26 protein-coding genes and 1 riboswitch are annotated in these 26357 nt (G+C 74.5%); of the genes, 14 read left to right on the top strand and 12 right to left on the bottom strand.

Annotation, left to right across the window (positions count from 1 at the left end):
* Positions 1-30 precede the first annotated feature (30 nt).
* Together ACIRRU_RS28035 and ACIRRU_RS28030 are read left to right on the top strand one after the other, a co-directional pair.
* Positions 31-1152 carry an amidohydrolase family protein gene (locus tag ACIRRU_RS28035; protein ID WP_403685098.1) on the top strand — a complete coding sequence of 374 codons (1122 nt, stop codon included), beginning with the start codon at positions 31-33 and terminating at the stop codon, positions 1150-1152.
* Positions 1153-1479: 327 nt separating this feature from the next.
* On the top strand, positions 1480-2418 hold the full coding sequence (locus tag ACIRRU_RS28030; RefSeq protein WP_403685096.1) for an SCO1860 family LAETG-anchored protein: 939 nt from the start codon (positions 1480-1482) through the stop codon (positions 2416-2418).
* Positions 2419-2578: 160 nt separating this feature from the next.
* Here the strand turns inward: ACIRRU_RS28030 and cobC are convergent, their stop codons facing one another.
* Positions 2579-4180, bottom strand: a complete 1602-nt coding sequence (gene cobC / locus ACIRRU_RS28025) for an Rv2231c family pyridoxal phosphate-dependent protein CobC (protein ID WP_403685095.1) — start codon at positions 4178-4180, stop codon at positions 2579-2581.
* 201 nt (positions 4181-4381) lie between these two features.
* Here cobC and ACIRRU_RS28020 point away from each other — a divergent pair, with 201 nt between their 5' ends.
* The gene (locus ACIRRU_RS28020; RefSeq protein ID WP_403685093.1) at positions 4382-5104 is read left to right on the top strand and encodes a ZIP family metal transporter; all 723 of its coding nucleotides are present in this window, start codon (positions 4382-4384) and stop codon (positions 5102-5104) included.
* A gap of 47 nt (positions 5105-5151) precedes the next feature.
* Here the strand turns inward: ACIRRU_RS28020 and ACIRRU_RS28015 are convergent, their stop codons facing one another.
* The 7 genes from ACIRRU_RS28015 to ACIRRU_RS27985 all read right to left on the bottom strand — a co-directional run bounded on the left by ACIRRU_RS28015 (position 5152) and on the right by ACIRRU_RS27985 (position 13653).
* Positions 5152-6513, bottom strand: coding sequence for a cobyrinate a,c-diamide synthase (locus ACIRRU_RS28015; RefSeq protein WP_403685091.1), 1362 nt, complete (start codon positions 6511-6513; stop codon positions 5152-5154).
* On the bottom strand, positions 6507-7106 hold the full coding sequence (cobO, locus tag ACIRRU_RS28010; RefSeq protein ID WP_363203281.1) for a cob(I)yrinic acid a,c-diamide adenosyltransferase: 600 nt from the start codon (positions 7104-7106) through the stop codon (positions 6507-6509). The genes ACIRRU_RS28015 and cobO overlap by 7 nt, the downstream gene beginning before the upstream one ends.
* On the bottom strand, positions 7106-9127 hold the full coding sequence (locus ACIRRU_RS28005; RefSeq protein ID WP_403685089.1) for a putative cobaltochelatase: 2022 nt from the start codon (positions 9125-9127) through the stop codon (positions 7106-7108). Before ACIRRU_RS28005 ends, cobO begins: the two co-directional genes overlap by 1 nt.
* Positions 9124-10704, bottom strand: coding sequence for a cobyric acid synthase (locus ACIRRU_RS28000; RefSeq protein ID WP_403685087.1), 1581 nt, complete (start codon positions 10702-10704; stop codon positions 9124-9126). The genes ACIRRU_RS28005 and ACIRRU_RS28000 overlap by 4 nt, the downstream gene beginning before the upstream one ends.
* A gap of 52 nt (positions 10705-10756) precedes the next feature.
* Positions 10757-11722, bottom strand: a complete 966-nt coding sequence (locus tag ACIRRU_RS27995; RefSeq protein WP_403685086.1) for a cobalamin biosynthesis protein — start codon at positions 11720-11722, stop codon at positions 10757-10759.
* A gap of 127 nt (positions 11723-11849) precedes the next feature.
* Positions 11850-11981, bottom strand: a riboswitch (cobalamin riboswitch).
* 160 nt (positions 11982-12141) lie between these two features.
* Positions 12142-12378 carry a hypothetical protein gene (locus tag ACIRRU_RS27990; RefSeq protein WP_403685084.1) on the bottom strand — a complete coding sequence of 79 codons (237 nt, stop codon included), beginning with the start codon at positions 12376-12378 and terminating at the stop codon, positions 12142-12144.
* A 12-nt stretch (positions 12379-12390) separates the two neighbouring features.
* On the bottom strand, positions 12391-13653 hold the full coding sequence (locus ACIRRU_RS27985; RefSeq protein WP_403685082.1) for an anion permease: 1263 nt from the start codon (positions 13651-13653) through the stop codon (positions 12391-12393).
* A gap of 276 nt (positions 13654-13929) precedes the next feature.
* Between ACIRRU_RS27985 and ACIRRU_RS27980 the strand changes: the two genes are divergently transcribed.
* The 3 genes from ACIRRU_RS27980 to ACIRRU_RS27970 all read left to right on the top strand — a co-directional run bounded on the left by ACIRRU_RS27980 (position 13930) and on the right by ACIRRU_RS27970 (position 17460).
* On the top strand, positions 13930-14589 hold the full coding sequence (locus ACIRRU_RS27980; RefSeq protein WP_403685081.1) for a class II aldolase/adducin family protein: 660 nt from the start codon (positions 13930-13932) through the stop codon (positions 14587-14589).
* Positions 14590-14800: 211 nt separating this feature from the next.
* Positions 14801-15931, top strand: coding sequence for an alpha/beta hydrolase family protein (locus ACIRRU_RS27975; protein ID WP_403685079.1), 1131 nt, complete (start codon positions 14801-14803; stop codon positions 15929-15931).
* Positions 15932-16116: 185 nt separating this feature from the next.
* Positions 16117-17460, top strand: a complete 1344-nt coding sequence (locus ACIRRU_RS27970; protein ID WP_403685116.1) for a hypothetical protein — start codon at positions 16117-16119, stop codon at positions 17458-17460.
* 22 nt (positions 17461-17482) lie between these two features.
* Here the strand turns inward: ACIRRU_RS27970 and ACIRRU_RS27965 are convergent, their stop codons facing one another.
* Together ACIRRU_RS27965 and ACIRRU_RS27960 are read right to left on the bottom strand one after the other, a co-directional pair.
* Positions 17483-17896 (bottom strand): VOC family protein, encoded by a 414-nt coding sequence (locus ACIRRU_RS27965; protein ID WP_403685078.1) that lies wholly within the window; start codon positions 17894-17896, stop codon positions 17483-17485.
* A 172-nt stretch (positions 17897-18068) separates the two neighbouring features.
* Positions 18069-18959, bottom strand: a complete 891-nt coding sequence (locus ACIRRU_RS27960; RefSeq protein ID WP_403685077.1) for a neutral zinc metallopeptidase — start codon at positions 18957-18959, stop codon at positions 18069-18071.
* 202 nt (positions 18960-19161) lie between these two features.
* Between ACIRRU_RS27960 and ACIRRU_RS27955 the strand changes: the two genes are divergently transcribed.
* From ACIRRU_RS27955 to ACIRRU_RS27945, 3 genes are all read left to right on the top strand, one after another.
* Complete coding sequence (locus tag ACIRRU_RS27955) at positions 19162-20760, top strand: ABC-F family ATP-binding cassette domain-containing protein (protein WP_363203291.1); 1599 nt, start codon at positions 19162-19164, stop codon at positions 20758-20760.
* 319 nt (positions 20761-21079) lie between these two features.
* Positions 21080-21301, top strand: coding sequence for a helix-turn-helix domain-containing protein (locus ACIRRU_RS27950; RefSeq protein WP_006123601.1), 222 nt, complete (start codon positions 21080-21082; stop codon positions 21299-21301).
* A 150-nt stretch (positions 21302-21451) separates the two neighbouring features.
* Complete coding sequence (locus ACIRRU_RS27945) at positions 21452-22243, top strand: enoyl-CoA hydratase/isomerase family protein (RefSeq protein ID WP_403685075.1); 792 nt, start codon at positions 21452-21454, stop codon at positions 22241-22243.
* A 93-nt stretch (positions 22244-22336) separates the two neighbouring features.
* On the opposite strand, the gene ACIRRU_RS27940 is transcribed toward ACIRRU_RS27945, so the two are convergent.
* On the bottom strand, positions 22337-23122 hold the full coding sequence (locus tag ACIRRU_RS27940; RefSeq protein WP_403685073.1) for a hypothetical protein: 786 nt from the start codon (positions 23120-23122) through the stop codon (positions 22337-22339).
* A gap of 93 nt (positions 23123-23215) precedes the next feature.
* Between ACIRRU_RS27940 and ACIRRU_RS27935 the strand changes: the two genes are divergently transcribed.
* The 5 genes from ACIRRU_RS27935 to amaP all read left to right on the top strand — a co-directional run bounded on the left by ACIRRU_RS27935 (position 23216) and on the right by amaP (position 25561).
* On the top strand, positions 23216-23686 hold the full coding sequence (locus ACIRRU_RS27935) for an Asp23/Gls24 family envelope stress response protein (RefSeq protein WP_403685072.1): 471 nt from the start codon (positions 23216-23218) through the stop codon (positions 23684-23686).
* 69 nt (positions 23687-23755) lie between these two features.
* Entirely contained in the window at positions 23756-23947 is a 192-nt protein-coding gene (locus ACIRRU_RS27930; RefSeq protein WP_363203295.1) for a hypothetical protein, read from the top strand.
* Positions 23944-24294, top strand: coding sequence for a hypothetical protein (locus ACIRRU_RS27925; RefSeq protein WP_403685070.1), 351 nt, complete (start codon positions 23944-23946; stop codon positions 24292-24294). Before ACIRRU_RS27930 ends, ACIRRU_RS27925 begins: the two co-directional genes overlap by 4 nt.
* Positions 24291-24977: a DUF6286 domain-containing protein gene (locus ACIRRU_RS27920; protein WP_403685068.1), complete on the top strand. Its 687-nt coding sequence runs from the start codon at positions 24291-24293 to the stop codon at positions 24975-24977. The genes ACIRRU_RS27925 and ACIRRU_RS27920 overlap by 4 nt, the downstream gene beginning before the upstream one ends.
* A gap of 5 nt (positions 24978-24982) precedes the next feature.
* Positions 24983-25561, top strand: coding sequence for an alkaline shock response membrane anchor protein AmaP (amaP, locus tag ACIRRU_RS27915; protein WP_403685067.1), 579 nt, complete (start codon positions 24983-24985; stop codon positions 25559-25561).
* Positions 25562-25600: 39 nt separating this feature from the next.
* Here the strand turns inward: amaP and ACIRRU_RS27910 are convergent, their stop codons facing one another.
* Positions 25601-26356, bottom strand: coding sequence for an SDR family oxidoreductase (locus ACIRRU_RS27910; RefSeq protein WP_403685065.1), 756 nt, complete (start codon positions 26354-26356; stop codon positions 25601-25603).
* Position 26357: the final 1 nt, after the last annotated feature.

Raw genomic sequence — 26357 nt, 5'->3', positions numbered from 1 at the left:
GCCTACCGACGGCCTCGTACAGTGCCGTCCATGAGTGATCGGGTGAGCGGCCGGGCGGGCGATCGGCGGCAGCGGGTGCTGCGGGTGAAGGGCCGGGTCCTCGTCGGCCCGGACGAGGTGCGGGAGGAACTGTGGGCCGTCGACGGGCGGATCACCTTCGACCGGCCGCCGGACGCGGACAGCGCCGCGACCCTCACGGGCTGGGTACTGCCCGGCCTGGTCGACGCCCACTGCCATGTGGGGCTGGACCGGCACGGCCCGGTCGACGCGGCCACCGCGGAGCGGCAGGCGATCACCGACCGGGAGGCCGGGACCCTGCTCGTCCGGGACGCCGGATCACCCTCCGACACCCGCTGGATCGACGACCGCGAGGACCTGCCGAAGATCATCCGGGCCGGGCGCCACATCGCCAGGACCCGCCGCTACATCCGTAACTACGCCCACGAGATCGAGCCCGGCGACCTCGTCGCCTACGTCGCCCGGGAGGCCCGGCGGGGAGACGGCTGGGTCAAGCTGGTGGGGGACTGGATCGACCGCTCAGCCGGGGACCTGACCGCCTGCTGGCCGCGCGGCGAGGTGGAGGCGGCCATCGCCGAGGCGCACCGCCTAGGCGCCCGGGTCACCGCGCACTGCTTCGCCGAGGAGTCGCTGCGCGATCTGGTGGAGGCGGGCATCGACTGCGTCGAGCACGCCACCGGCCTCACCGAGGAGACCGTCCCGCTCTTCGCCGAACGGGGCGTCGCGATCGTCCCGACGCTGGTGAACATCGCCACGTTCCCCGACCTCGCCGCGGGCGGCGAGGCCAAGTTCCCCCGCTGGTCGGCCCATATGCGCCAGCTGTACAAGCGCCGCTACGACACCGTCCGCTCCGCCTACGACGCGGGCATCCCGGTCTACGTCGGCACCGACGCGGGCGGCTCGCTGGCGCACGGCCTGGTCGCGGGGGAGGTCGCCGAGCTGGTGAAGGCGGGCATTCCGCCCCGGGAGGCCCTGTCCGCCACCACGTGGGGGGCGAGGCGCTGGCTGGGCCGGCCGGGCCTGGAGGAGGGGGCCCCGGCGGACCTGGTCGTCTACGAGGCGGACCCGCGCGCCGACGTCCGGGTGCTGGCGGCCCCGCGCCACATCGTGCTGAACGGACGCGTCGTCGGCTGAGGGCCCGGGGCGGGTGCGCGGGGTTGACGGGCGGTGACGGATACGGCCCCGAATCGTTGGAACACCTTCGCGCTCGCTCCGGCGCTCCTGCCCGCGGTACGGCTCACGCTCGGTGAAACGGGTGACGCGGGCGGGGCGGGAGGAACGCACGTGCCGAAAGATTCGAATATGCGCGCGGAAACCCCCCTTTGGGGTGAACTCACGTCAGGTGTCCGCCAGTTCACCCTCAGTGCGTAAAGATTCACGGAGTCGAGGCCACCGGCACAGGCGATGTCCCCCATTGGGCTGCGCCGGTGGCTCCATGTCTCTTGTGGGGGTTCCACCATCTTGAACAGCAACACCTTCCGTCTCGCCGCCCTGGCGGTCGCCGCCGCCCCGGTCGCCCTGCTCGCCGCGGTCCCCGCGCACGCGGCCCCGGCGACGCCCGCCACCGGCGGCGAGGGCAGGGCGAGCGCGGTCGTGCTCCGTACCGGGCTCGACGTCTCACTCCTCAACAAGACCGTCCAGGTGCCGCTCAAGGTCGCGCTCAACGAGGTGCAGGCCCCGGCCAGCGCCGAGAAGACCGCGCTCAGCGTGAACCTGGACGGAGTGGAGGGCGGGCGGCCGGTCAGCGTGCTGCGCGCCGACGTGGCCACCGCGGACGCCACCGTCGACCAGCACAAGGCGGAGGGGCACAGCAACCTGGCGAAGGCCCGCGTCCATGTGCCCGGACTGCCGCTGCTCTCGCTCATCGAGGTCGAGAAGGTGACCTCCAAGGCGGTCTGCGAAGTCGGCAAGGCACCCGTCGCCGAGTCGAACGTGCTCGGTCACGTCGCGGTGCTCGGCAAGAAGGTCACGCTCAGCGCGGGCGGCCCCACCCGGGTCGCGGTCCCGGGCGTGGGCGAGGTGGGCCTCGACCTCTCCAAGACGGTGACCACCGAGCGCACCGCCGCCGCGACGGCGCTCCAGCTCAAGGTCTCGGTCAACCCCCTCAAGCTCAACGTGGCCGAGGTGGAGGGCGAGGTCACCCTCGCCGAAGCGACCTGCGAGACCCCGAAGACGCCCGCGAAGCCCACCGAGCCCGCTGAGCCCACCCAGCCCGAGAAGCCGAGCGGCACCACCGGCGAGGTGACGACCCAGACCGGCCCCGCGCCCACCGAGGCCAACCTGGCCGAGACCGGAGGCAGCTCCGCCACCCCGTACATCGCCGGTGGAGCGGCCCTGCTGCTCGCCGTCGGCGCGGGCGCGACGGTGATGGCCCGCAGGCGCGGCAGCAGCCAGGGCTGACCGAAGCCGGGGGAGGGGAACGGGGGAAGAGGGGGGACATCGGGGGAGGGGGAAGGGGGCCCGGGGGGCGGTGTGCGCTGTGAGCGCACGCCGCCCCCCGGGGCGTCCGGGGCCGCTCAGGGTGTCCGGGGGGCCTCCCGTGACCGGGCGGGAGCGGTCCTCAGCGTCCGGACCGCGCGGGCAGCGCCTGCACCGCCTGGTCCAGGGCCTGGAGGAAACGATTGGTCGTGGCCCGGTCGCGGACCGCGAGCCGCAGCCACTGCGGACCGAGACCGGGGAACGTGTCCCCGCGCCGGGCCGCGAACCCGAGCAGCCGCAGCCGCTCCCGCACCTCGGCCGCCCGCTCCAGCCGCACCAGCACGAACGGCCCCTGGGCCGCGTCCACCGCCCGCACCTCGCTGAACTCGGCCAGCCCGGCCAGCAGATGAGCCCGGTCCACCGCGATCCGGTCGGCCGCCTCGGCCGCCTCCACCAGCGCCCGCGGCTCCATGCACGCCTGGGCCGCCGCCAGCGCCGGGGACGACACCGGCCACAGGGGCTGCGCGCCGGCGAGCAGGGCGACGGTCTCCGGCTCGGCCAGGACGTAACCGATCCGCAGCCCGGCCAGCCCCCACGTCTTGGTGAGGCTGCGCAGCACCACGAGCCCCGGGAGGTCCGTGCGCCCGCACAGTGCCTCGCGCTCGCCCGGCACCACGTCCATGAACGCCTCGTCGACCACCAGGGTCCGCCCGGGTCTGGCCAGCCGCTCCAGCAGCGCCGCCGGGTGCAGCACCGACGTCGGGTTCGTCGGATTGCCGACCACCACCAGGTCCGCCTCCTCGGGCACCGCCGCCGGATCGAGCCGGAAGCCGTCCTCGGGGCGCAGCAACACCCGCCCCACCCCGTGCCCGGCTGCCCGCAACGCCGCCTCCGGCTCGGTGAACTGCGGGTGCACGACCACCGGGTACCGGGCCGGGAGCGCCCGTGCGATCAGGACGAACGCCTCGGCGGCGCCCGCCGTCAGCAGGACCCGCTCCACCGGCAGCCCGTGCCGCTCGGCGACCGCGGCACGCGCCGAGGACCCGTCCGGATAGGCCGCCAGCGAGGCCAGCGACGCGGCTATCCGCGTACGCAGCCAGTCCGGCGGGGTGTGGGTGCGGACGTTCACGGCGAGATCGGTCAGATTCTCGCCGCGCACCTCCGCGTCGCCGTGGTGCCGCAGATCGGGCCCGGCGCTCTCGATGTTCGTGGGGGGTGTCATGGCAGCCATGGTGAACGGACGGGGGCCTCGCGTCACCGGTGAGGTGGAAGTTTTCCCGGCGGAAACACCAGGAGCCCCGGCGGGACGAAGCGCCCGGCGGGCCACCGCGCAGGTCGCCGCGGACTTCCCCGCCGCCGTACTCCCGCCCGCGGCACGGGACTTGGGCACCACCAGCTCCTCCGCGTCGATCAGCGCCGCCGCCTCCGCCACCGACGGGGTGCCGACCGCCGCGCCCACCGTCCCCGAGGGGTGCGGGACCCGTACCGCCGCCAGGGCGTGCGCCGGGTGGGCCCGCACCGGCACCCCGAGCCGGGCCGCCGCCGCCACGATCCCCGGCTCGCCCGCCTTCGCCTCCACCGTCGCCAGCTCCACGACGTCCGCGGCGCAAAGCCCCGCACCGCGCAGCACCGCCTCGATCAGGGCGGACACCTCCTCGCCCGCCACCCCGCGGCGGGCGCCGACCCCCACCACCAGAGCGTCGGCGCCGGACCGCGGTGCGGGGCCGGTGGATGCGCCGGTCACCGGCGGAGTCCTGTCATGGGCGCGGCCTGCCTTTCAGGTCGGACGGTCACCTGGGTACGGGGGAGGGGCGGGACCGTTCCGTATACGGTCACGGACCCGGGCGGCCGCCGGTTCGGTCCGGCTGGGGCCACGGGCGGCGTACGTGCCCGGTAAGGACACCCTGAGATGCGGGAAGCGGGCCCGATCGGCTAGCAAGACCCCATGGCGGTGTTCGTCGCGCTCGGCGCGTTCCTGATGACCCTGGCCGGCGGCTGGGTCGCCCAACGCGTCACCGACCGCCGTCATCTGGTGCTCGGCTTCGCGGGCGGCCTGATGCTCGGGGTGGTCGGCCTCGACCTGCTGCCCGAGGCGATCGAGGCCGCGGGCGGGCTCGTGTTCGGCGTGCCCGCCGCCCTGCTGCTGTTCGTCGGCGGCTTCCTGGTGGCCCATCTGGTCGAGCGGTTGCTCGCCGGACGCCAGGTGGCGCACGGGGCGGGCGGCGGACGCGTCCCGCAGGTGGGGCTGACGGCGGCCGCCGCGATGGTCGGCCACAGCCTGATGGACGGCGTCGCGCTCGGCGCCGCCTTCCAGGTCAGCGGCTCCATGGGGGTGGCCGTCGCACTGGCCGTGATCAGTCATGACTTCGCCGACGGGTTCAACACGTACACCCTCACCAGTCTGTACGGGAACGCCCGCCGCAAGGCGCTCCTCATGCTGTTCGCGGCCGCGGTGGCCCCGGTCGTGGGGGCCGCGACGACGCTGCTGTTCACCCTTCCGGAGGAACTGCTCGGCGGCTATCTCGGGTTCTTCGGCGGGGCCCTGCTCTACCTGGCCGCCGCGGAGATCCTGCCCGAGGCGCACCACACCCACCCCGCCCGCTCCACCCTGCTCTGCACCATCGGGGGCGTGGGCTTCATCTGGCTGGTCGTCGGCATCGGGGAGTGAGCCGCGCGTACGCCCCGTACGCCCCACCGCGCCGCGCACGCCGTCGCTCACCGCGCCGGAAGCGCCCGGCAGTGCTCGACGAACCGCCGGGCCACCCCGGGTGACGCCGCCCAGTGGGTGTGCAGATAGCTGGCGTGCACGCCCCGTTCGACGTACCCCTCCACCCGCCGCTCCGGCTGGTGCATCCCCCACGCGGGTGTCGCCCCCGCCCCCGGCTCCAGAACCGTCCGGTGGAACTCGTGCCCCCGCGTCCGGGTCCCGGCCGCCGCCAGCGGGCTGTCCGAGACCGCCACCGCCTGCCGGTAGCCAAGCGTCAGCCGCTCGGACATCCGCGCCCCGGCGTCCAGCACCCCGCACATCGGCTTCCCGTCCAGCTCGCGGGCCAGATACAGTAGCCCCGCGCACTCGGCGGCCACCGGCGCGCCGCTCAGGGCCAGCTCCGTCACCGCCCGCCGCAGCGGCTCGTTCGCCGACAGCTCGGGGGCGTACACCTCCGGGAACCCGCCGCCGATCACGAGCCCCGCCGTCCCCGGCGGCAGCTTCTCGTCCCGCAGCGGATCGAAGGCCACCACCTCCGCACCGGCCGCCGTCAGCAGCTCCGCGTGCTCCGCGTAGGCGAAGGTGAACGCCGCCCCGCCCGCCACCGCGACGACGGGCTTCTCAGCACCGGACCCCGGGGCGTACGCGGGCTCCCACGGCTCGTCCGCCAGCGCGGGAGCCGTCCGGGCCAGCGCTAGCAGCGCCTCCAGATCGCACCCGGCGCGCACCCGTTCACCCATGGTCCGTACGGCGTCCACCGCCTCGGTCCCCCGCTCGGCCACCGGGACCAGACCCAGATGCCGCGAGGGCGTCGCGACCTGCGGCGCCCGCCGGATCACCCCGAGCACCGGCAGCCCCGACTCGTCCAGCGCGTCCCGCAGCAGCGCCTCGTGCCGGTCGGAGGCGACCTTGTTGAGGATCACCCCGCCGATCCGCACCCGGGGGTCCCAGGAGGCGAACCCGTGCACCAGCGCCGCCACCGACCGGGACTGCGACGACGCGTCCACCACCAGCACCACCGGCGCCCTGAGCAGCTTGGCCACCTGCGCGGTCGACGCCAGTTCGCCCTGCCCCGAGGCACCGTCGTACAGCCCCATCACGCCCTCGACCACGGCGAGGTCGCACCCCGCAGACCCGTGCGCGAAGAGCGGGGCGATCAGGTCCGTCCCGCACATGTACGCGTCGAGATTCCGGCCGGGGCGGCCCGTCGCCAGGGAGTGGTAACCCGGATCGATGTAGTCCGGGCCGACCTTGTGCGGCGAGACGGCGAGCCCGCGCGCGGCGAAGGCGGCCATCAGACCGGTGGCGACGGTGGTCTTGCCGCTGTTGGAGGCCGGAGCGGCGATGACCAGACGGGGCACACTCACCACTCGATGCCCCTCTGGCCCTTCTGCCCCGCGTCCATCGGGTGCTTGACCTTCGCCATGTCGGTCACCAGATCGGCGGCCTCGACGAGCTTGTCCGGCGCGTTGCGCCCGGTGATCACCACATGCTGGGTGCCCGGCCGGTCCCGCATCACCTCGACCACCTCGTCGGTGTCGATCCAGCCCCAGTGCAGCGGATAGGCGAACTCGTCCAGCACGTACAGCTTGTACGTCTGGGCCGCCAGGTCCCGCTTGACCTGCTCCCAGCCCTCGCGGGCCTTCTCCTCGTTGTCGACCTGGCCGTCCCGCTGGACCCAGGACCACCCCTCGCCCATCTTGTGCCAGTCGACGCTGCCGCCCTCGCCGCTCGCGCCCAGCACCTTCAGCGCGTTCTCCTCGCCGACCTTCCACTTCGCCGACTTGACGAACTGGAACACCCCGATCGGCCACCCCTGGTTCCAGGCCCGCAGCGCGAGCCCGAAGGCGGCGGTCGACTTGCCCTTGCCGATGCCCGTGTGGACGAACAGCAGCGGCCGGTTGCGACGCTGACGGGTGGTGAGCCCGTCGTCCGGCACCGATATCGGTTGTCCCTGCGGCATCAAGCGGCCCTCCCGGCTGCGGTGACGTCCTTGACCAGCCCGGCGATCGAGTCGGCCCGCAGCTCGTCGAGCGTCACGGCCGTGCCTCCCAGCTCCCGGGCCAGCTCCCCGGCGAGACCGAGGCGTACGTACCCCGACTCGCAGTCCACGACGACCGAGGCCGTCCCCTCCGCCCGGTGCAGCCGCGCCGCGCGCCCCGCGAGCGCCACCGGCTCCGGACCGCCGGTCGCCCGCCCGTCCGTGACGACGACGAGCAACGGCCGCCGCGACGGATCGCGCAGCCGCTCCACCCGCAGCACGTCATGCGCCTTCAGCAGCCCGGCGGCCAGCGGCGTACGGCCGCCCGTCGGCAGCGACTCCAGCCGGGCCGCGGCCGCGTCCACGGACGAGGTCGGCGGCAGCGCCACCTCGGCCTCCTGGCCCCGGAAGGTGACCAGCCCCACCTTGTCCCGCCGCTGGTAGGCGTCGAGCAGCAGCGACAGCACGGCCCCCTTGACCGCGCTCATCCGCTGCCGCGCCGCCATCGACCCCGACGCGTCCACGACGAACAGCACGAGGTTGCCCTCCCGCCCCTCCCGGGTCGCCTGCCGCAGATCGTCCCGGCGTACCACCAGCCCGCGCCCGGCCCGCCCGCGGACCCGCTGGTGCGGGGCGGCGGCCTGGACGGTCGCGGCCAGGTGCAGCTTGGTCAGTGCCCCCCGCGGGCGGCGGGCGCCGGTCGTCCGCCCGTGCTCGGTGCGCGCCCGCGAGCGCCGCCCCGCCGCGCCCTCGCCGAGCCCCGGCACGCTGAGCACCTTCGTACGGAACGGCTCGGCGGACGCCACCGGCCGCTGCTCGCCCCCGGCGGGCCGGCCGGGCGTGCCTTCGGGAGCCTGCGACGGCGTCTCCTCACGCTCCGGTGCCGACGGCGGCGTACGGTCCCCGTCGGCCTGCGGCGGCACTCCGCCGCCCCCGCCGTCCGGGCCGGGGTCGGGGTCGTCGTCGCCCGGACCGCCGTCCTGCCCCTGGTCCCCGGTGGACTCCTCCAGCGTCCGGTCGAGCTTGTCCTCGTCCAGACCGGGCGCGTCGAAGGGGTTGCGGCGGCGCCGGTGGGGGAGGGCCAGCAGCGCGGCCCGCCGCACGTCGTCGGCGGCGACCTCCTCGCGTCCCGCCCAGGCCGCCAGCGCGGTCGCGGTACGGGCCATCACGATGTCGGCCCGCATCCCGTCCACCTCGAACGCGGCGCAGGTCGCGGCGATCTGCCGCAGCACGCCGTCACCGAGCGCCACATGGGGCAGCAGGGCGCGCGCGGCGGCGATCCGCTCGCGCAGCGCGCCCTCCTCCGCGGCCCAGCCCGCGGCGAACCCCACGGGGTCCTCGTCGTAGGCGAGCCGCCGCCGTACGACCTCCACCCGCTCGTCGGTGTCCCGGGAGGCGGCCACCTCCACGGTCAGCCCGAACCGGTCCAGCAACTGCGGCCGCAGCTCGCCCTCTTCCGGGTTCATCGTCCCCACCAGCAGGAACCGCGCCGCATGCCGTACGGAGACGCCCTCCCGCTCGACGTACGAGGCCCCCATGGCCGCCGCGTCCAGCAGCAGGTCCACCAGGTGGTCGTGGAGCAGGTTGACCTCGTCGACGTACAGGATCCCGCGGTGCGCGTCCGCCAGCAGCCCCGGCTCGAACGCCTTCACGCCCTCCGACAGGGCCCGCTCGATGTCCAGCGCCCCCACGAGCCGGTCCTCGGACGCCCCGACGGGCAGTTCCACGGTCCGCGCGGCCCGCGACACCCCGGCCGCCGCCGCGTGCGGCCCGTCCGGACAGGCCGGGTCGGGCGCGGCCGGGTCGCAGGAGAACCGGCACCCGGGTACGACGGACACCTCGGGCATCAGCGCGGCCAGTGCCCGCACGGCGGTGGACTTGGCGGTCCCCTTCTCGCCCCGCACGAGCACTCCGCCGACCGCCGGACTGACGGCGTTCAGCAACAGCCCGAGCCGCAGGTCGTCCTGTCCGACGATCGCGGTGAAGGGATAGGGCGTACTCACTGGGCCTCCTCGTTGACGTCAACATCAGCAATCCCCGGCGCCCGGGGTCTCCCGGCGTTCTCCGGCAGGGGCGGTGCCCCCGGCGGCACGAACGGCAGCCCGGCCGGCGCCCCGCCCTCGATCAGCCGCCACAAGGCGTCCGTGTCCGCGTGCTCCTCCACCAGATCGCCCAGCCGGTCCAGCTGTTCCTCCCGCAGCACCCCGAACCGGGTGTCCGGGGCCGGGACGAACCGCCGCCCGGCGGCCCGCGCCACCTCCGCCAGGAACCGCCGCCGGAACGCGTCGCTCTCCAGCGACCCGTGCCAGTGCGTCCCCCACACCGCCCCCACCCGGCACCCGTCCAGGAACGGCTCCCCGCCCCGTACGTCGGCCACCCCGTGGTGGATCTCGTACCCCTCCACGGGCTCGCCCAGGGCCCGGCCCACCGGCCGCGCCAGCGTCTTGGCCCGCTCGAAGCGCACGCGTACGGGAAGGACCCCCAGCCCGTCCACGACCCCCGCCCGCGACTCCACCTCGTCCTCGATACGCTCACCGAGCACCTGGAACCCGCCGCAGATCCCCAGCACCGGCCGCCCGTGTGCCGCCCGCCGCACCAACGCGTCCGCCAGCCCCCGCTCCCGCAGCCAGGCCAGGGCCCGCACCGTGCCGCGCGTCCCGGGCACGACGACCAGGTCCGCGTCGGCCAGCTCCTCGGCCCGGTCCACGAACCGCACCACCACGCCCGGTTCGGCGGCCAGCGCGTCCACGTCCGTGAAGTTCGACATCAGCGGCACCGCGCACACCGCGACCCGCAGCACGTCCTCACCGTGCGGCGGCGCCACGACCGACTCCCGCACCGCACCCCGCAGGGAGACCCGCAGGCCGTCCTCCTCGTCGATGCCGAGTCCGTGGGCGTACGGCAGCACCCCGTACGTACGCCGCCCGGTCAGCCCGCGCAGCATGTCCAGCCCCGGCTCCAGCAGCGAGACGTCGCCCCGGAACTTGTTCACCAGATAGCCCGCGACCAACGACTGGTCCTGGGCGCTCAGCAGCGCCGTGGTCCCGAAGAACGAGGCGAACACCCCGCCCCGGTCGATGTCGCCGACCACCAGCACGGGGAAGCGGGCGGCCCGCGCGATGCCCATGTTCACGATGTCGGTCCGGCGCAGGTTGATCTCGGCCGGGGACCCCGCGCCCTCGCAGATCACCGCGTCGTACGCCGACCGCAGCTGCTCCAGGCAGTCCGTGACCGTCCCCAGCAGCGCCTCCTGACGGCCCCCGTGGTACCCGCGGGCGCTCATCTCGCCGACCGGCCTGCCCAGCAGGACGACCTGGCTGGAGCGGTCGCTCCCGGGCTTCAGCAGCACCGGGTTCATCAGGGCCGTCGGCTCCACCCGGGCGGCCTGCGCCTGCATGGCCTGGGCCCGCCCGATCTCCGCGCCCTCGCGGGTGACGAAGGAGTTCAGGGACATGTTCTGCGCCTTGAACGGCGCGACCTTCACGCCCCGGCGCACCAGCCAGCGGCAGATACCCGCCGTGACGACGCTCTTGCCCGCGTCCGAGGTCGTCCCCGCGACCAGCAGCCCGCCACCGCTCATGCCCGCTCCCCTTCCCGCACCGGGCTCCGCCCGGCCCCGCCGTTCACGCCGCTCATGCCCGCCTCCGCTTCCGCGCCGCGGCCAGGTGCCCGGCGGCCAGGCGTCCCGCCACGCACACCCCGAGGGCCAGCGCGCTCACCCGCCGCGAGAGCCGCACCGCCCGCTCGATGTCGGCGCTGCGGACCTGCCGGCCGGACGCCCCGTTGAGGACGGGGCGGTGCTCCACCCGCCCCGCGTACGCCAGCGTGCCTCCCAGCCGTACGCCCAGCGCCCCCGCGAACGCGGCCTCCACCGGCCCCGCGTTCGGGCTCGGGTGGCGGTGTGCGTCCGCCCGCCAGGCGCGTAGGGCCTTTGCCGGGCGTCCGCCGCCCGCCACCGCCAGCGCGGCGGTCAGCCGGGCGCCGGGCCACCCCGCCAGGTCGTCCAGACGGGCCGAGGCCCAGCCGTAGCGGCGGTACCGCGGCGAGAGGTGGCCGACCATCGCGTCGAGCGTGTTCACCGCCCGGAAGCCGACGAGACCCGGCACCCCGCCGACCGCGCCCCACACCAGCGCGCCGACGACGGCGTCCGAGGTGTTCTCGGCGACCGACTCCACCACCGCGCGGGCGATCCCCGGGCCGTCCAGGGCGTGCGGATCGCGCCCGCACAGATGCGGCAGCCGCTCCCGGGCCACCTCCAGGTCCCCGGCGGCCAGGGCACCGCCGACGGCCCGCGCCTCCCGGCCCAGCGACGTCCCGCCGACCACCGACCAGGTGGTGGCGGCGGTCAGCGCGACGGCGAGCGCGGGACGGTCGCGCACCGCGCGGGCGGCCAGTGCGGCGGCCCCCACGGCGCCTCCGGCGCATACGAGGGTGTGTAGGGTGCCCCGGCCCCGGTCGTCGCGCCACAGCAGCGACTCCACGCGCGCCGCTACCCGGCCGAACCCGGCGACGGGGTGGCCCCGCCGGGGGTCGCCGAGCAGGGCGTCCGCGATCATCCCGGCCGTGGCGCCGTACGCGAAGAGGCGATCGGCCCGCACGGCTCAGCCCGCCGCGGGTCGGGGCGTTCCGGGGTCCGGGGGGACGGAATGCGGCGCACGGCGGCCCGGCATGGCGTCACGTCCTTGTCTCAGGGTCCGCGCCCTGGTTCGACGAGAGCGGCGACGAGAGTCTCCTGGCTCCCGGATCCACACATCCCCCGGCCTTCCAGCCCGTGCTCGACGGGCCGTGACATCCGAGTGGGGGAGTGCTCCCCGGTGACAGTGGCGGGACCGCGCCGGATTCGCACCGGCTTCCTCTGCTGTCGCCGTAATGGCTCCGGCAGTCCACCACGCTGCGAGAACAGCCGTCAACTTGCTGTTGACCTGCGGAGGACCGGTGTGGGCGGACGCACACCGGGCCGGGCACACACGCGGTGTGCCCGGCCCGGAGGACGTGCGGGAGAGCGCCGGCCGGCGCGTCAGGCCACGATCAGGTAGATCCCGTACGCGACCGCCGCCACGCACGCCGCGAAGCAGGCGTACGCGCTGGTGCGCGCCGCAACGGCCGATCCGCCGGAGCCTCCGGCGCGGTCACCGGCCGGGGCCGACAGCTTGGACAGGGCGACGATGCCCAGGGTGAAGACGCCGACCAGAGCGACGGTGACCACGAGACTGACACCGAAGACGGAGGCGAGTGCTGCCCAGTCGATTTTCATGCGGATCTGTCCTTACACCGTGGCCGGCGGGCGGGCCTGGTCGTCGGGAGCCGACGCCGGGGCCGGGATGGTGGTCGTGAGGCCGGCGGCCGGGACGCCCACCGGGGGCGGGGCGACGGCGGCCATGGCGGTTGTGACGACGCCCCGCGGCTCATCACCGCCGTCCGTGTCGTTGACGTTGGTGTGGTCGACCGGTTCGCGGCGCGAGGCCACCCAGATGGCGAAGGAGCCGCCGACCAGGATGACCGCGGTGGCCGCGACACCCCAGGGGCCCTGCTTGGTCAGGAACTCGGCGCCCGCACCGACCAGGCCCGCGGCCGGGAGCGTGAGACCCCACGCGACGAACATCCGGGTGGCGGTGGACCAGCGGACGACACCGCCCTTGCGGCCGAGGCCCGCGCCCATCACGGCACCCGAGCAGGACTGGGTGGTGGAGAGCGAGAAGCCAAGGTGCGAGGAGGCCAGGATGACGGTGGCCGCGCTGGTCTGAGCGGCGAAGCCCTGCGGCGGCTGGAGGTCGGTGAGGCCCTTGCCCATGGTGCGGATGATGCGCCAGCCGCCGAGGTAGGTGCCGAGCGCGATGGCGACACCGGCGGAGACGATGACCCACAGGGGCGGGTTGGAGCCGGGGGCCAGGACACCGCTGGTCACCAGGGCCAGCGTGATGATCCCCATCGTCTTCTGGGCGTCGTTGGTGCCGTGGGCGAGCGAGACGAGCCCGGCGGAGGCGATCTGTCCGGCCCGGTAGCCCCTGGCGGTCGACTTCCGCTGGTTCGGGTCGGTCACGTTCCGGTTGATCCGGTACGTCAGCCGGGTGGCCAGCATCGCGGCGATGCCCGCGACCAGCGGGGCGGCGATCGCGGGGAGCAGCACCTTGGTGACGACGGTGCCGCCGTTGATCGAGGACCATCCCGCCGACATCACGGCGGCGCCGATCAGACCGCCGAAGAGAGCGTGGGAGGAGCTGGACGGCAGGCCCAGCAGCCAGGTCAGGAGATTCCACAGGATGGCGCCGACGAGCGCCGCGAAGATGACCTCGGTTCTGATGCCGTCTTCGTCGACGATCCCGCCGGAGATCGTCTTGGCGACCTCCACGGACAGGAACGCGCCGACCAGGTTGAGAACGGCGGACATGGCCACCGCTGACTTGGGCTTCATCGCGCCGGTCGAGATGGTGGTCGCCATCGCGTTGGCGGTGTCGTGGAAACCGTTCGTGAAATCGAACACGAGAGCTGTCACGACCACAATCGCAAGCAGCAGCGTGATGTGTTCCATTTACCCAGGCAATCGTTCGACGTCATTGGCTCGTGGAACGTAGGCAACCTGGATGAACGGAAGATGAACTGGGCGGGGCGCTGTGGTGACCCCGGACGGGACCCGGTGGCTCCACTTGTGTACGGCAGGAGGACCGCGAGGTCAGGGGTGCGCTGTCCGGGCCGCCCTTTGCCGGACGTTGGCGCATTCTTTGACCGGCCGTCCGGACCCCGGAGGAGATCCCGGTCACGTGGGACGCGGCGTTCCGGTGGCCGCCCCCGCCCCTACGCTCGCCCCATGAGCGAACAGCAGCCGGAATCCGTCGCCCGCGCCTGGCGGGACGTGGTCTCCACCGCGCGCCGGAGCGCCGCCGAGGGCCTGGTCGTCGGGACCTCGGGCAACGTGTCGGCCCGGGTCGGCGATCTGGTCCTGGTGACCCCCAGCGGGGTGCCCTACGACCGGCTGGGACCCGGCGACACCGTCGGAGTCGGTCTCGACGGCCGGCAGGTCGTCGGGGACCTCCGGCCCACCAGCGAACTCCCCCTCCACCTGGCGGTCTACCGCGCGACCGACGCCGCCGCCGTGGTCCACACCCACGCCGTCCACGCCACGGCCGTCTCCACACTGCTGCCCGAGGTGCCGCTGGTCCACTACGCGGCCGCCCTCCTCGGCGGCCCGGTCCGCACCGCCGCCTACGCCCGCTACGGCACCCCGGAGCTGGCCGACGCGATGCTGGCGGCCCTGCGCGACCGCACCGGCTGCCTGCTGGCCAACCACGGCACCGTCACCTACGGCGACACCCTCGACCAGGCCTACGAACGCACCGCCCAACTGGAGTGGCTGTGCCGGCTCTGGCTCACCGCCGCCTCCGTCCCGGGCCACGCCCCGGCCCTGCTCAGCGAGGCCCAGCTCGGCGAGGTGACCGAGGCGCTGAAGAAGTACGGCCAGCGGACCTGACCGGGTCCGCGAGTTGCCACCGCTCCCGGGGGCCCTGCCTCCGGGGCCGCCGCCCCCGGCCCACCGCTCCCGGGGGCCTGCCGCCGTGGCCGCCGCCCCCCTCAGGTCCCTGCCCCCGGCCCACCGTCGAGGTGCCGTCCCGCTCCGGCCGCCCGCACCGGACGGCCCCCGCCCGCTGGCACCGCGCCGCCCGCCCCAGGACACTGGGTCCGTGCGCCCGGCAACTGCGACGGCAACGGCCGTCACCACGATCCTCGGCGTCGGCGCGGCAGCGGTCGCGGCCGGCCGGTACGCCAGCGACGCCGCCCTCAAAGCGGCCCACGGGCGGTCCCTCCCCGCCGACCGACGGCTCACCGTGCACTCCACCGCGGCCGGGCAGGTGACGCTGACCCGGTCCTTCTCCGCGCTCCGCCCCGGCACGTACGGGCTCACCGGCCCCGGCGTCCACGCGGTGGTCGGACCCGTCGTCGAGGGGGCGCCCTCCGCCCCCGACACCGTCGTCCGCACGGTGGAACGGGTCACCCGCGGGCTCCTCGAACCGGGCGCGAAGGTCCGCCTGACGACCGAGCTGTACGACGGCGACCCCGGCGTCGATCTGGGCCTGGACCACCGGGAGGTGCGGATCCCCGGCGAGCTGGGGCCCCTGCCCGCCTGGTTCGTGCCCGGCGCCCGCGACACCTGGGTCATCACGCTGCACGGCCTCGGCACCACCCGGGCCCACCCGATGAACCTGATGGGCTTCCTGCACGAGCAGCAGTTCCCCGTGCTGGACCTCGCCTACCGGGGCGATCCCGGAGCCCCCCGCCCCGCCGACGGCCTCGGCCGCTTCGGGGCCTCCGAGTGGCGCGACGCCGACGCCGCCATCCGCTACGCCCTGCGCTACGGGGCCGCCGACGTGATCCTGCACGGCTGGTCGACCGGGGCCACGATGGCCCTGCTCGCCGCCGTCGAGTCCCCGCTGCGCGACCGGATCGGCGGGCTCGTCCTCGACTCCCCGGTCCTCGACTGGCCGGTCACCCTGCGCGCCCTGGCCGCCGCCCGCGGGGTCCCGGCCGCTCTGCTGCCCCTGGCCGTGCGCGCCGCCCAGGGCCGGACCGGGATGAGCGGCGGCCCCCTCGTGCCGGTCACCTCGGCCCCCGCGGCGCTGCGCACCCCGACCCTGATCCTGCACGGGCCCGACGACACCATCGCGCCCTGGGGACCCTCCCGTGAACTCGCCGCCCGCCGCCCGGACCTGGTCAGCCTGCACGCCGTGGCCCAGGCTCCGCATGGGGCGATGTGGAACGCCGGCCCGGCCCGCTACGAGGAGACCCTGCGGCGCTTCCTCACGCCCCTGATGTGAGGCGATGCGGCGACCGTCCCCCTGGGGCACCAGCCCCGGCAGGGCCTTTCATCTACCGGTGAAACAGCTTCCGTTTGGGCTTTCGGGCTGTCAGGGGCAAGACTGCTCCCGTGACGTCCCGTACCCCGCGCGACTCCAGGCTGCGACTTGTCCGCCCGCGACCCCTAGCCACCGCACGCAAGGCCGTGACCACCCGGCGCACCAGGCCGGCCCCGCGGCCGCCCGAGGGCACCCCGCCCCGCACGGAACTGGCCCGCCAGGCCAGGGCGGTGCTCGCCGACGCCGTGCGCGTCGCCCGCTGGGCCGCCGACTCCCCGACACCCCCGGGACCCGGCGCCACCGCCCCGCTCGCCGCCCACGCCCCCGACCGGGCGGCCACCGCCCTGGAACTCTCCCCGGCGCAGGTGCGCGCGGGCTGGGACCGGGCCCGGCTGGCCGGACTCGTCGAACTGCACGGCGACACCGCCCGCCCCGGCTGGCGGCTGCGGGCCTGGGATCGGGACGACTCCGCGGTCCTGCGCGGCTGGGTGGCGCTCTTCGACGCCTGGTCGCTCGTCCACGCCGCCCCCGAGGGCATCGAGGCCGGAGCGGTCGCCGAAGCCGTCGAGGCCGTGCCCCAGGTGCTCTCCCTCCTCCAGCTCTCCGCGGGCCCCGTCGCCGTCCCCGCCCTCCTGGACCTCCTCGGCCAGCGCGTCGCCGAACTCCGGGAGGAGCGCTGCGAGGTCCCCCTCGGGCCCGGCAGATCCACCGCAGCGGCCACCCCGGCCCCGGCCGACACCGCCACCGGCGCCGCCCGGAGCGCCGGTGAACTCAACGCCCTGCTGCTGGACTGGGCCCTGGAAGGGCTTGCCGCGGTCGGCGCGCTCACCCTCGGTCAGGGCCACGCCACCCTCACCCCGCTCGGCAACTGGGCGGTGTGGGTCAAGCTGGAGCAGATCTGCGTCGCCGCCCAGAGCCCTGCCGGGAACATCGAGCAGTCCGCCGCCGACATGCTCCTCGGCTGCGCCCGGCTCACCCCCGGCCCGGCCCGCGACGAGTACCGCGCCTGGCTCGCCGCCCGCACGGTAGGCAGCGCCGTCGCCGAACTGCTGACCGTCGCCCGGGGCGAGGACGCCCTGCTGCGCGGACTGGCCTTCGAGGCGCTGCGCGTCGTCGGCGGCCCCGCCGAACCCGAGGTCCGCGCCGTCCTCGCCGAACCCCCGCTGCGCCCCTACGCGCTGCTCTGGCTCGCCGAGTACGAAGGCAATGACCCCGACGACGCCCAGGAGGTGCTCAGCCGGGAGGAGGCCACCTGGCTCTGGGTCGACACCGCCGCCGCCGTCGCCGACCACGGCGAGATCGCGCTCCTGGTGCGCCACCTCGACTCCGCCGTCCAGGGCACCGTCCCCGCCCTGCTCGACGAGGTCAGGGCCGTCGGCCACCCGCGCACCGTCCAGGTCCTGGTCGCCCTGGCCGCCGCCCACCCGGACCCGGCCCTGGCCAAGGCGGTCCGCCGGGCCGCCTTCCAGGTCCACACCGGCGGCGCCTGAGAGCCGCGCGTCCGGGGTCCGCTCAGCCCGCGGACCCCGGGGCGTACGTCCCGAAGCTCCACACGTTGCCCTCGGCGTCTCGGGCCATGTAGTCCCGGGAGCCGTAGTCCTGGTCGGTGGGCTCCATCAGGATCTCCACCCCGAACTCCCGGGCCCGTGCGCAGTGCGCGTCGACCTCGTCGACCACGACGTACACCCCTGCCGGCCCCGCGCCCGCCATCGCCCGTGCGAACGCGCCCTCGCGCCCCGTGGAACCCAGCATCACCCTGCCGTTGCCGCAGGACAGCTCGGCGTGCAGCACCCTGCCGTTGTCGTCCTCGTAGACCGCCTCCTCGGTGAACCCCAGCCCCTGCGTCAGCGTCCTGATCGCCGCCTTCGCGTCGTCGTACAGAAGCGTCGGACAGACCGTCGGAACCCCGCTCGCCGCGCCCGCCATGGCACTCACCCCTTCTGTCGTCCCCGCTGTCGCACCACGTTCTGTGATGTACGTCTCAGTCTTCCACCGGCCACTGACAACGCCCTCCCGGAGCGGGCCCCCCGGGCGAGCGGGCGGGCAGGACAGACGCGGCTCGGCTCGGGCGAAGCATCGCGGCTCAGCTCAGCTCGGCTCAGGCGAAGGTGTCGCACCGCGCCATGTCCCCGGTCCGCAGCCCGGTCGAGAACCACTGCTGCCGCTGCGCCGCCGAGCCGTGCGTCCAGGACTCCGGCGTGACCCGCCCCTGGTACCGCTGCTGGATCCGGTCGTCCCCGACCGCCGCCGCCGCGTCCAGCCCGTCCCGGATGTCCGCCCGGGTCAGCTCCGTGATCAGCGGCCGGCCCGTCGACTCGTCCGGCGTCGACGTCGCGTGGTGCGCCCAGACCCCGGCGTAGCAGTCGGCCTGCAACTCCACCCGTACCGCGTTGCTGTCCGCGCCCTGCCGCCCGTCCTGCGACCGCTCCAGCGTGCCCGTCTGGTTCTGCACATGGTGGCCGTACTCGTGCGCCACCACGTACGCCTGCGCGAACGGTCCGCCGCTGGAGCCGAACTTCGTCCGCAGGTCGTCGAAGAAGCCCAGGTCCAGATAGACCCTGCGGTCACCCGGGCAGTAGAACGGCCCGACCGCCGAGGTCGCCGACCCGCACGCGGTACCCACCTGCCGGCTGAACAGGACCGTCCGGGCATCCGTGTAGCTGCCGCCGCGCCGCTGGAACTCCTGGCGCCAGAAGTCCTGCACGCTGTTGACCACCGCCACCGTCCGGCAGTCGTCCCGGCTGTTGGCGTCCTGGCCCTTCAGGCAGCTCTCCTGCACCTGGGCGGCCGACGAGGAGCCGACCGACGGGTCGGAGCCGTCCGACGACAGCCCGAGCTGATCGGGCCCCACCCCGAAGAGCAGCCCCAGGATCAGGGCGATCACCCCGGCGATGCCCCCGCCCACGGTGGCCCTCCCGCCCGGGATGCGGCTGCCGCGCACATCCTGGACCTCGGACGTGTCCAGATCGGCGTCGTCGTCGAACCGCACGCTCGCACCACCCTCGCCTCGGGGCGGGCGGCGCGGTGCCGCCCTGCGCCGAGTATCGGACGGTTCCTCCCACCGGGCACGCGGAAAAGCAGTTGCGCGCCGCCAGTAGAATGGCCGCATGGCCATTCTCCTTGCGCATTAGCGGCGTCGAGAGACCTCCGCTTTCGTCCCTCCGCCGTCCACACTGCCCTGGAGTTTTTCCGTGATCACCGCTTCCGGCGTCGAGCTGCGCGCCGGCGCCCGCATCCTCATCGAGTCCGCCTCCTTCCGCATCGCCAAGGGCGACCGCATCGGCCTGGTCGGGCGGAACGGGGCGGGCAAGACCACGCTCACCAAGTGCCTCGCGGGTGAGGGCACCCCCGCGGGCGGCACCATCACCAGGTCCGGCGAGGTCGGCTACCTCCCCCAGGACCCCCGCACCGGCGACCTCGACGTCCTCGCCCGGGACCGCATCCTCTCCGCCCGCGGCCTCGACGAGATCCTGCGCAAGATGCATGAGAACGAGGACCGGATGGCGAACGGCAAGGGCGCCACCCGCGAGAAGGCGATGAAGAAGTACGAGCGCCTGGAGACGGAGTTCCTCACCAAGGGCGGATACGCCGCCGAGGCCGAGGCCGCCACCATCGCCGCCGCGCTCAACCTCCCCGACCGGGTCCTCGGCCAGCCCCTGCACACCCTCTCCGGCGGTCAGCGCCGACGCGTCGAGCTGGCCCGGATCCTCTTCTCGGACGCCGACACGCTCCTCCTCGACGAGCCGACCAACCACCTCGACGCCGACTCCATCGTCTGGCTGCGCGACTACCTCAAGTCCTACCGCGGCGGTTTCGTCGTGATCTCGCACGACGTCGAGCTGGTCGAGACGGTCGTCAACAAGGTGTTCTACCTCGACGCCAACCGCTCGCAGATCGACATCTACAACATGGGCTGGAAGCTCTACCAGCAGCAGCGCGAGGCCGACGAGAAGCGCCGCAAGCGCGAGCGCCAGAACGCCGAGAAGAAGGCCGCCGCCCTCAACTCGCAGGCCGACAAGATGCGCGCCAAGGCCACCAAGACCGTCGCCGCGCAGAACATGGCCAAGCGCGCCGACCGGCTGCTGGCCGGACTGGAGGCCGTCCGGGTCTCCGACAAGGTCGCCAAGCTGCGCTTCCCCGAGCCCTCGCCCTGCGGCAAGACCCCGCTGATGGCGGAGGGGCTGTCCAAGTCCTACGGCTCGCTGGAGATCTTCACCGACGTCGACCTCGCCATCGACAAGGGTTCCCGCGTCGTCATCCTCGGCCTCAACGGGGCGGGCAAGACGACGCTGCTGCGCCTGCTCGGCGGCGCCGAGAAGCCCGACACCGGCGAGATCATCCAGGGGCACGGCCTCAAGCTCGGCTACTACGCCCAGGAGCACGAGACCCTCGACCCCGAGCGGACCGTCCTGGAGAACATGCGCTCCGCCGCCCCGGACCTCGACCTCGTCGAGGTCCGCAAGACGCTGGGCTCGTTCCTCTTCTCCGGCGACGACGTCGACAAGCCCGCGGGCGTCCTCTCCGGCGGCGAGAAGACCCGGCTCGCGCTCGCGACCCTCGTCGTCTCCTCCGCCAACGTGCTGCTGCTCGACGAGCCGACCAACAACCTCGACCCCGCCAGCCGTGAGGAGATCCTCGGCGCGCTGCGCACCTACAAGGGAGCCGTCGTCCTCGTCACCCACGACGAGGGCGCCGTCGAGGCCCTCCAGCCGGAGCGCATCATCCTGCTCCCCGACGGCGTCGAGGACCTCTGGGGCGCCGACTACCGGGACCTGGTCGCCCTCGCCTGATCCGCCGGGATGGATCATTCGGCCTACGCGTGATCCGTCATCTGCGTGAGGACGTCTCGTACTCCGGTGGTGCGCCTGGCGCTCACCCGCCGTACGCCCCCCTTTCGGCCGGTGTTCCCCGTACGGCCCTGACCTGGAGATTCTTCTTCCGGTCCAGGCCGTGCATCCCGCCACCTCCCTTGGAACCGGCGATTCCGTTCATGTCGGGGTCCCGCGTGCCCGGTAATCCGCGCGCATCGACCTTGCCGAATGGGTGGCCAGGAAGCGCGGGAGGGGTGATCATGAGAGTCCAGAGCGCACTTCCCATGAGGAGGCACGGGTGGCCGAGACTCTGAAGAAGGGCAGCCGGGTGACCGGCGCCGCGCGTGACAAGCTCGCGGCAGACCTGAAGAAGAAGTACGACTCCGGTGCGAGCATCCGGGCGCTGGCCGAGGAAACGGGCCGCTCCTACGGATTCGTCCACCGGATGCTCAGCGAGTCCGGAGTGACGCTGCGGGGACGCGGCGGCGCGACGCGTGGGAAGAAGGCGGCTTCGGCCTGACGGCCGCAGGCGTCCGGAGGTCCGCGTCCGAGGTCTTCGGGGCTCGACGGAATCCGGGGTGACCACCCGGGTGACCGCGAGGTCGCCCGGGTGGTTACTGTTCAGTCACTTGATGCCGAGTGCTGACCGCACCCCGATCCGGAGGCTCCCATGACCTCGCTCGACGCTGTGCTCGACCAGGACGGTGTGCGGCTCACCATCGACGGTGCCGTCGCCACGGTGACGCTCACCAACCCGGCCAAGCGCAACGCCCAGTCTCCCGCTCTGTGGCGGGCGTTGACCGAGGCCGGACGGGTGCTTCCCGGTTCGGTGCGGGTCGTGGTGCTCCGCGCCGAGGGCGTGTCCTTCTCCGCGGGCCTCGACCGCCAGGCGTTCACGCCCGAGGGCTTCGACGGCGAGCCGTCGTTCCTCGACATGGCGCGCGGCCCGGAGGACCGGCTCGACGCGATCATCGCCGAGTACCAGGAGGCGTTCACCTGGTGGCGCCGCAACGACCTCGTGTCGATCGCGACGGTCCAGGGCCATGCCATCGGCGCCGGTTTCCAGCTCGCCCTCGCCTGCGATCTGCGGATCGTCGCCGACGACGTGCAGTTCGCGATGCGGGAGACCAGCCTCGGTCTCGTCCCCGACCTCACGGGCACGCACCCCCTGGTCCACCTCGTGGGGTTCGCCCGCGCCCTGGAGATCTGCGCCACCGGCCGCTTCGTGCACGCCGAGGAGGCCGAGCGCACCGGCCTCGCCAACCTCGTGGTCCCGGCCGACCAGCTCGACGCCGCCGCCCGCGACCTGGCCGCGGCCCTGCTGGCGGCACCCCGTGACGCGGTCGTCGAGACCAAGGCGCTGCTCGGCGGTGCGGTGACGCGTACGTACGAGGAGCAGCGCGTCGCCGAGCGCGCCGCCCAGGGCCGCAGGCTCCGCGACCTGGCGGGCATCACCGACTGACGCCACCCCGCGTCGCCCCCCGGACCGTTTGAGGGCCCCGGCTGGCCGGCCGGGGCCCTCCGGCCTTCGCGGGACCGGTTCCCTGACGGGGTCTCATGTACCGGGGCCGGGCTCCACCACGTTCGTGACCAGCACCGTGACCGGGAGCCGGTCCTCCGTGGCCGCGGCGACCGCCCTGCGCACCGACCGGGCCACGTCCAGCGCCCGCCGGTCCGCGGCCGTCGCCACCTCGATCCGTACGTGGTCCTGGGCGGTCCGCACCGCGGGGCCGAGGACCGCGGTCAGCGAGACGACGCCCGGCACTCCGGCGGCCGCGACCGCCGCGGGGCCGTCCGCCGTCGCGACGGGGACCGTGGGCACGGCGGGCGTCACCTGATCGGGCGCATCCCCGTCGAGCAATTCCGTGACCCGCAGGTCCACCTCCGCGATGTCCAGGCCCAGCCGGGCGTCCGCCGCCGCCCACAGCGCTTCGCGCACCGCCGCCGCGGCGTCGGGCAGGGGGCGGTCCGCCCCGGCCGAGAACTCCGCCTCGATCCGCAGCGGCCCGGCCGGCAGCGCGCTCACAGGAGCGGGAGCGGGAGCAGGAGCAGCAGCGGAAACCGAGGCCGGAGCGGGGGCTGAGGCACGGGCTCCGCGGTCCACCGCGGATGTCCCGGTTTCCGCCGGATCCACCGCCGATTCCGCGGCCGAGCCGATCCGCAGCTTCCCCAGCACCGTCCCCGGGACGGCCGCCGCCCCGCGCAGCACCGAGGCGGCGGCCGTCTCCGCGATCCACACGCCGTCCCCCGGTCCGCCCAACGGCAGCAGTCTGCCCAGGCCCAGCCGTTGCCGCACCGCGGCGGCCCATCCGTCGGCCCTCTGCGGGCTCCGCGTAGTCATCGCCCCAGCCTGCCGCATCCACGGCGCGGGATGGGGAAAGCGCACTTAACGTGGGCAAGGAAGTCCAACCCTGCCCCGAAGGGAAGAACGGCGATGACTGAGACCCCCCAGCGCAACAGCCCCGACAGCGGTCCGGGCGACAAGTCCCTGACCAAGCGCGGCGGCGGCGACCCCGGCACCCGGGGCCGCACCACCATCGCCGACGGCGTCGTCGAGAAGATCGCCGGAATGGCGGCCCGGGACGTGGCCGGCGTCCACGCCATGGGCAGCGGCATCTCCCGGACCTTCGGCGCGGTCCGCGACCGGGTCCCCGGCGGCGGCAAGTCCGTCACCCGCGGCGTGAAGGCCGAGGTCGGCGAGTCCCAGGCCGCCCTGGACCTGGAGATCGTCGTCGAATACGGCGTCTCGATCGCGGACGTGGCCCGCGACGTCCGGGAGAACGTCGTCGCGGCGGTGGAGCGCATGACCGGCCTCGAAGTCGTCGAAGTCAACATCGCGGTCAGCGACGTCAAGCTGCCCGACGAGGACGACGACGATGACGAGCCCGAGCAGCGCGTCCAGTAGCCCAGGCCGCCGCGCTCTCGTAAGAACCCGCCGAAAGGCACCCCGCGACAAGGCAGTTGAGGAGCAGAGATGAGCATGGCTGTGGTCGGTCTGCTGGCCGGCATGGCGCTCGGATTCGCCGGGTACTTCGGCGGATTCGGAGCCTTCCTACTGGTCGCCGCGCTGGGCGCGATCGGCTTCGTCGCCGGTCGCTTCCTGGACGGTGACCTGGAACCGGGCGACTTCTTCCGGGGTCGCGAGCGCGGCGACCGACGACGGTGACAGCGGTGACCGGGCGGATCGCCGCCGCCGAACGGGGCGAGACCCGGATCGCGGACCGGGTCGTCGCCAAGATCGCCGCGCAGGCGGCCAAGGAGGCCGTGGACGACCCGCCCGCGGCCGGGGCCACTCCCCGCGCCACGGTCACCGTGCACCGCGACGCGGCCCGGGTGCGGGTCAGCCTGGAACTCGGCTACCCGTGCGACATCGGCCGCCAGTGCGGCGCGGTGCGCCGCCGCGTCGTCCAGCGGGTCACCGCACTGGCCGGGATGGAGGTGCCCGAAGTGACCGTGCAGGTCGAGCGGTTGCACCCGGTGGGGGCGAGCGGAGCACAGGGGAGGATCCGATGACGGAACCCGGCGACTCCACGGGCTCCACCCGGCGCCTGCCCACGGTGGAGCAGCACGACGGCGACGCCCGCCCGGCCGGGTCCGGCGCGGATCCCGCCGACCGGCAACCGGTCCCCACCCTGGAACAGGGCGACGGCGGACCGGCGGGCCGCTTCTGGTCCGCGCGCCGGGTCCCGGCCGCCCTGCTGGCCTTGGTCGTGCTGGGCGCGGCCGGGCTGCTGCTGTACGACGTCGCGGCCGTACGGGCCGACCATCCGGCCATGCGGTGGCGCCGCTCCCTCGCCGACGGCCTCGCCGAACGTTCCCTGGACGACGTCCTGGTCATCGTCGGGGCCGCCGTGGCCGTCGCGCTCGGCCTCTGGCTGCTCCTGCTGGCCCTCACCCCCGGCCTGCGCGATCTGCTGCCGATGCGGCGCGAGCGCGCCGGCGTACGGGCCGGCCTGGAGCGGACCGCCGCCGCGATGGTCCTGCGGGACCGGGCCGTGGAGGTCCCCGGGGTGCAGTCCGTACGGGTCAGGATGGGCAGGCGCAGGGCCAGGGTGCGCGCGCTCTCGCACTTCCGGGAGCTGGACGACGTGACGAAGGATCTGAACGCGGTACTGGAGACGGCCGTGCGGGAGCTGGGTGTGGCCAAGCCGCCGCGCCTCTCCGTCCAGGTGCACCGGCCGGCAAAGAAGGGATGAGCCGCATGCGCTCCACCGTCAACCGGGTCCTGCTGGCCCTGGCCGGTCTGGTGCTCGTCGTCCTCGGCGGTGCGGTGCTCGCCGCCGGGCTCGGCGCGTCCGTGCCCTCCTGGTGGCCCTGGGACGGCAAGGGGGATGTGCTGCTCAGCGACGCCGACCGGGGCCGCTGGCGCGACGAGGGCTGGTGGTGGCCGACGGTGATCGCGGTCCTCGCCGTCCTGGTGGTACTGGCCCTGTGGTGGCTCCTCGCCCAGCTGCGCCGCGGCCGCCTCGCCGAGGTGCTGGTGGACAGCGGCGACGGCGAGGGGGCCCGGCTGCGCGGGCGCGCTCTGGAGAGCGCCCTCGCCGGGGAGGCGGGCGAGCTGGACGGCGTCTCCCGTGCCCACGCCGCCCTGACCGGCCGCCGCACCGCGCCCCGGGCCCGGGTGCGGCTGCTGCTGGAGCCGCACGCCGCACCCCTGGGGACCCTGAACGCGGTGGCCGACGGCGCCCTGACGCACGCCCGCCAGTCGGCGGGGCTGGCCGAACTCCCCGCCGAGGTCCGCCTGAGGGCCGTCAGGCACCGCGCGGAACGGGTGTCCTGACCGCTCCGGGGGCGTACGCCGGGCGGCGGGCCGTGTCCGTCAGAAGCCGTGCCGGTATCCGCCGTCGACCGGCACCATGATGCCCGTCAGATACGAGGCGGCGGGGGAGAGCAGGAAGGCCGCGGTCCTCCCGAACTCCTCCGGCGCCCCGTAGCGGCGCAGCGGGATGCGCGCCTCGTTGGCGGCGCGGGCGGCCTCGGCGTCGCCGGAGAGGGCGTCCAGCTCGCGGACCCGGTCGGTGTCGATCCGGGCGGGCAGCACCCCCACGATCCGGATGCCGCGCGGGCCGAGCTCGTCGGCGAGCGACTTGGCGAATCCGGCGAGACCGGGGCGCAGCCCGTTGGAGATGGTCAGCCCGGCAATCGGCTCGTGCACCGAACCGGAGAGCACGAAGCCGATCACCCCGCCCTCGCCGAGCGCGGCGGCCGCCGTCCGGGCGAGCCGTACCGCCCCCAGGAACACCGTCTCGAACGCCGTCTGCCACTGGTCGTCCGTGTTGTCCGCGAGCAGGCCGGGGGCCGGTCCGCCGACGCTGACGAGGATGCCGTCCAGTCGGCCGAAACGTTCCCGCGCCGTGTCCACCAGCCGCTGCGCGGCGCCGGGGTCGGCGTTGTCGGCGGCGATCCCCATGGCGTCCGGGCCCAGCGCCGCGGCGGCCTCGGTGACGCTCTTCTCGTCCCTGCCGGTGATGACCACCTTGGCGCCGTCGGCGGCCAGGGCCTGTGCGGTGGCGTTGCCGAGGCCCCGGGTGGCTCCGGTGACGATGTACACGCGGTCTTTCAGTCCAAGATCCATG

The sequence above is a fragment of the Streptomyces sp. NPDC101181 genome, from assembly GCF_044767975.1.
GTDB lineage: Bacteria > Actinomycetota > Actinomycetes > Streptomycetales > Streptomycetaceae > Streptomyces.
The sequence above is the reverse complement of the archived record's forward strand: the minus strand, read 5'-3'. Positions and strand labels throughout refer to the sequence as shown.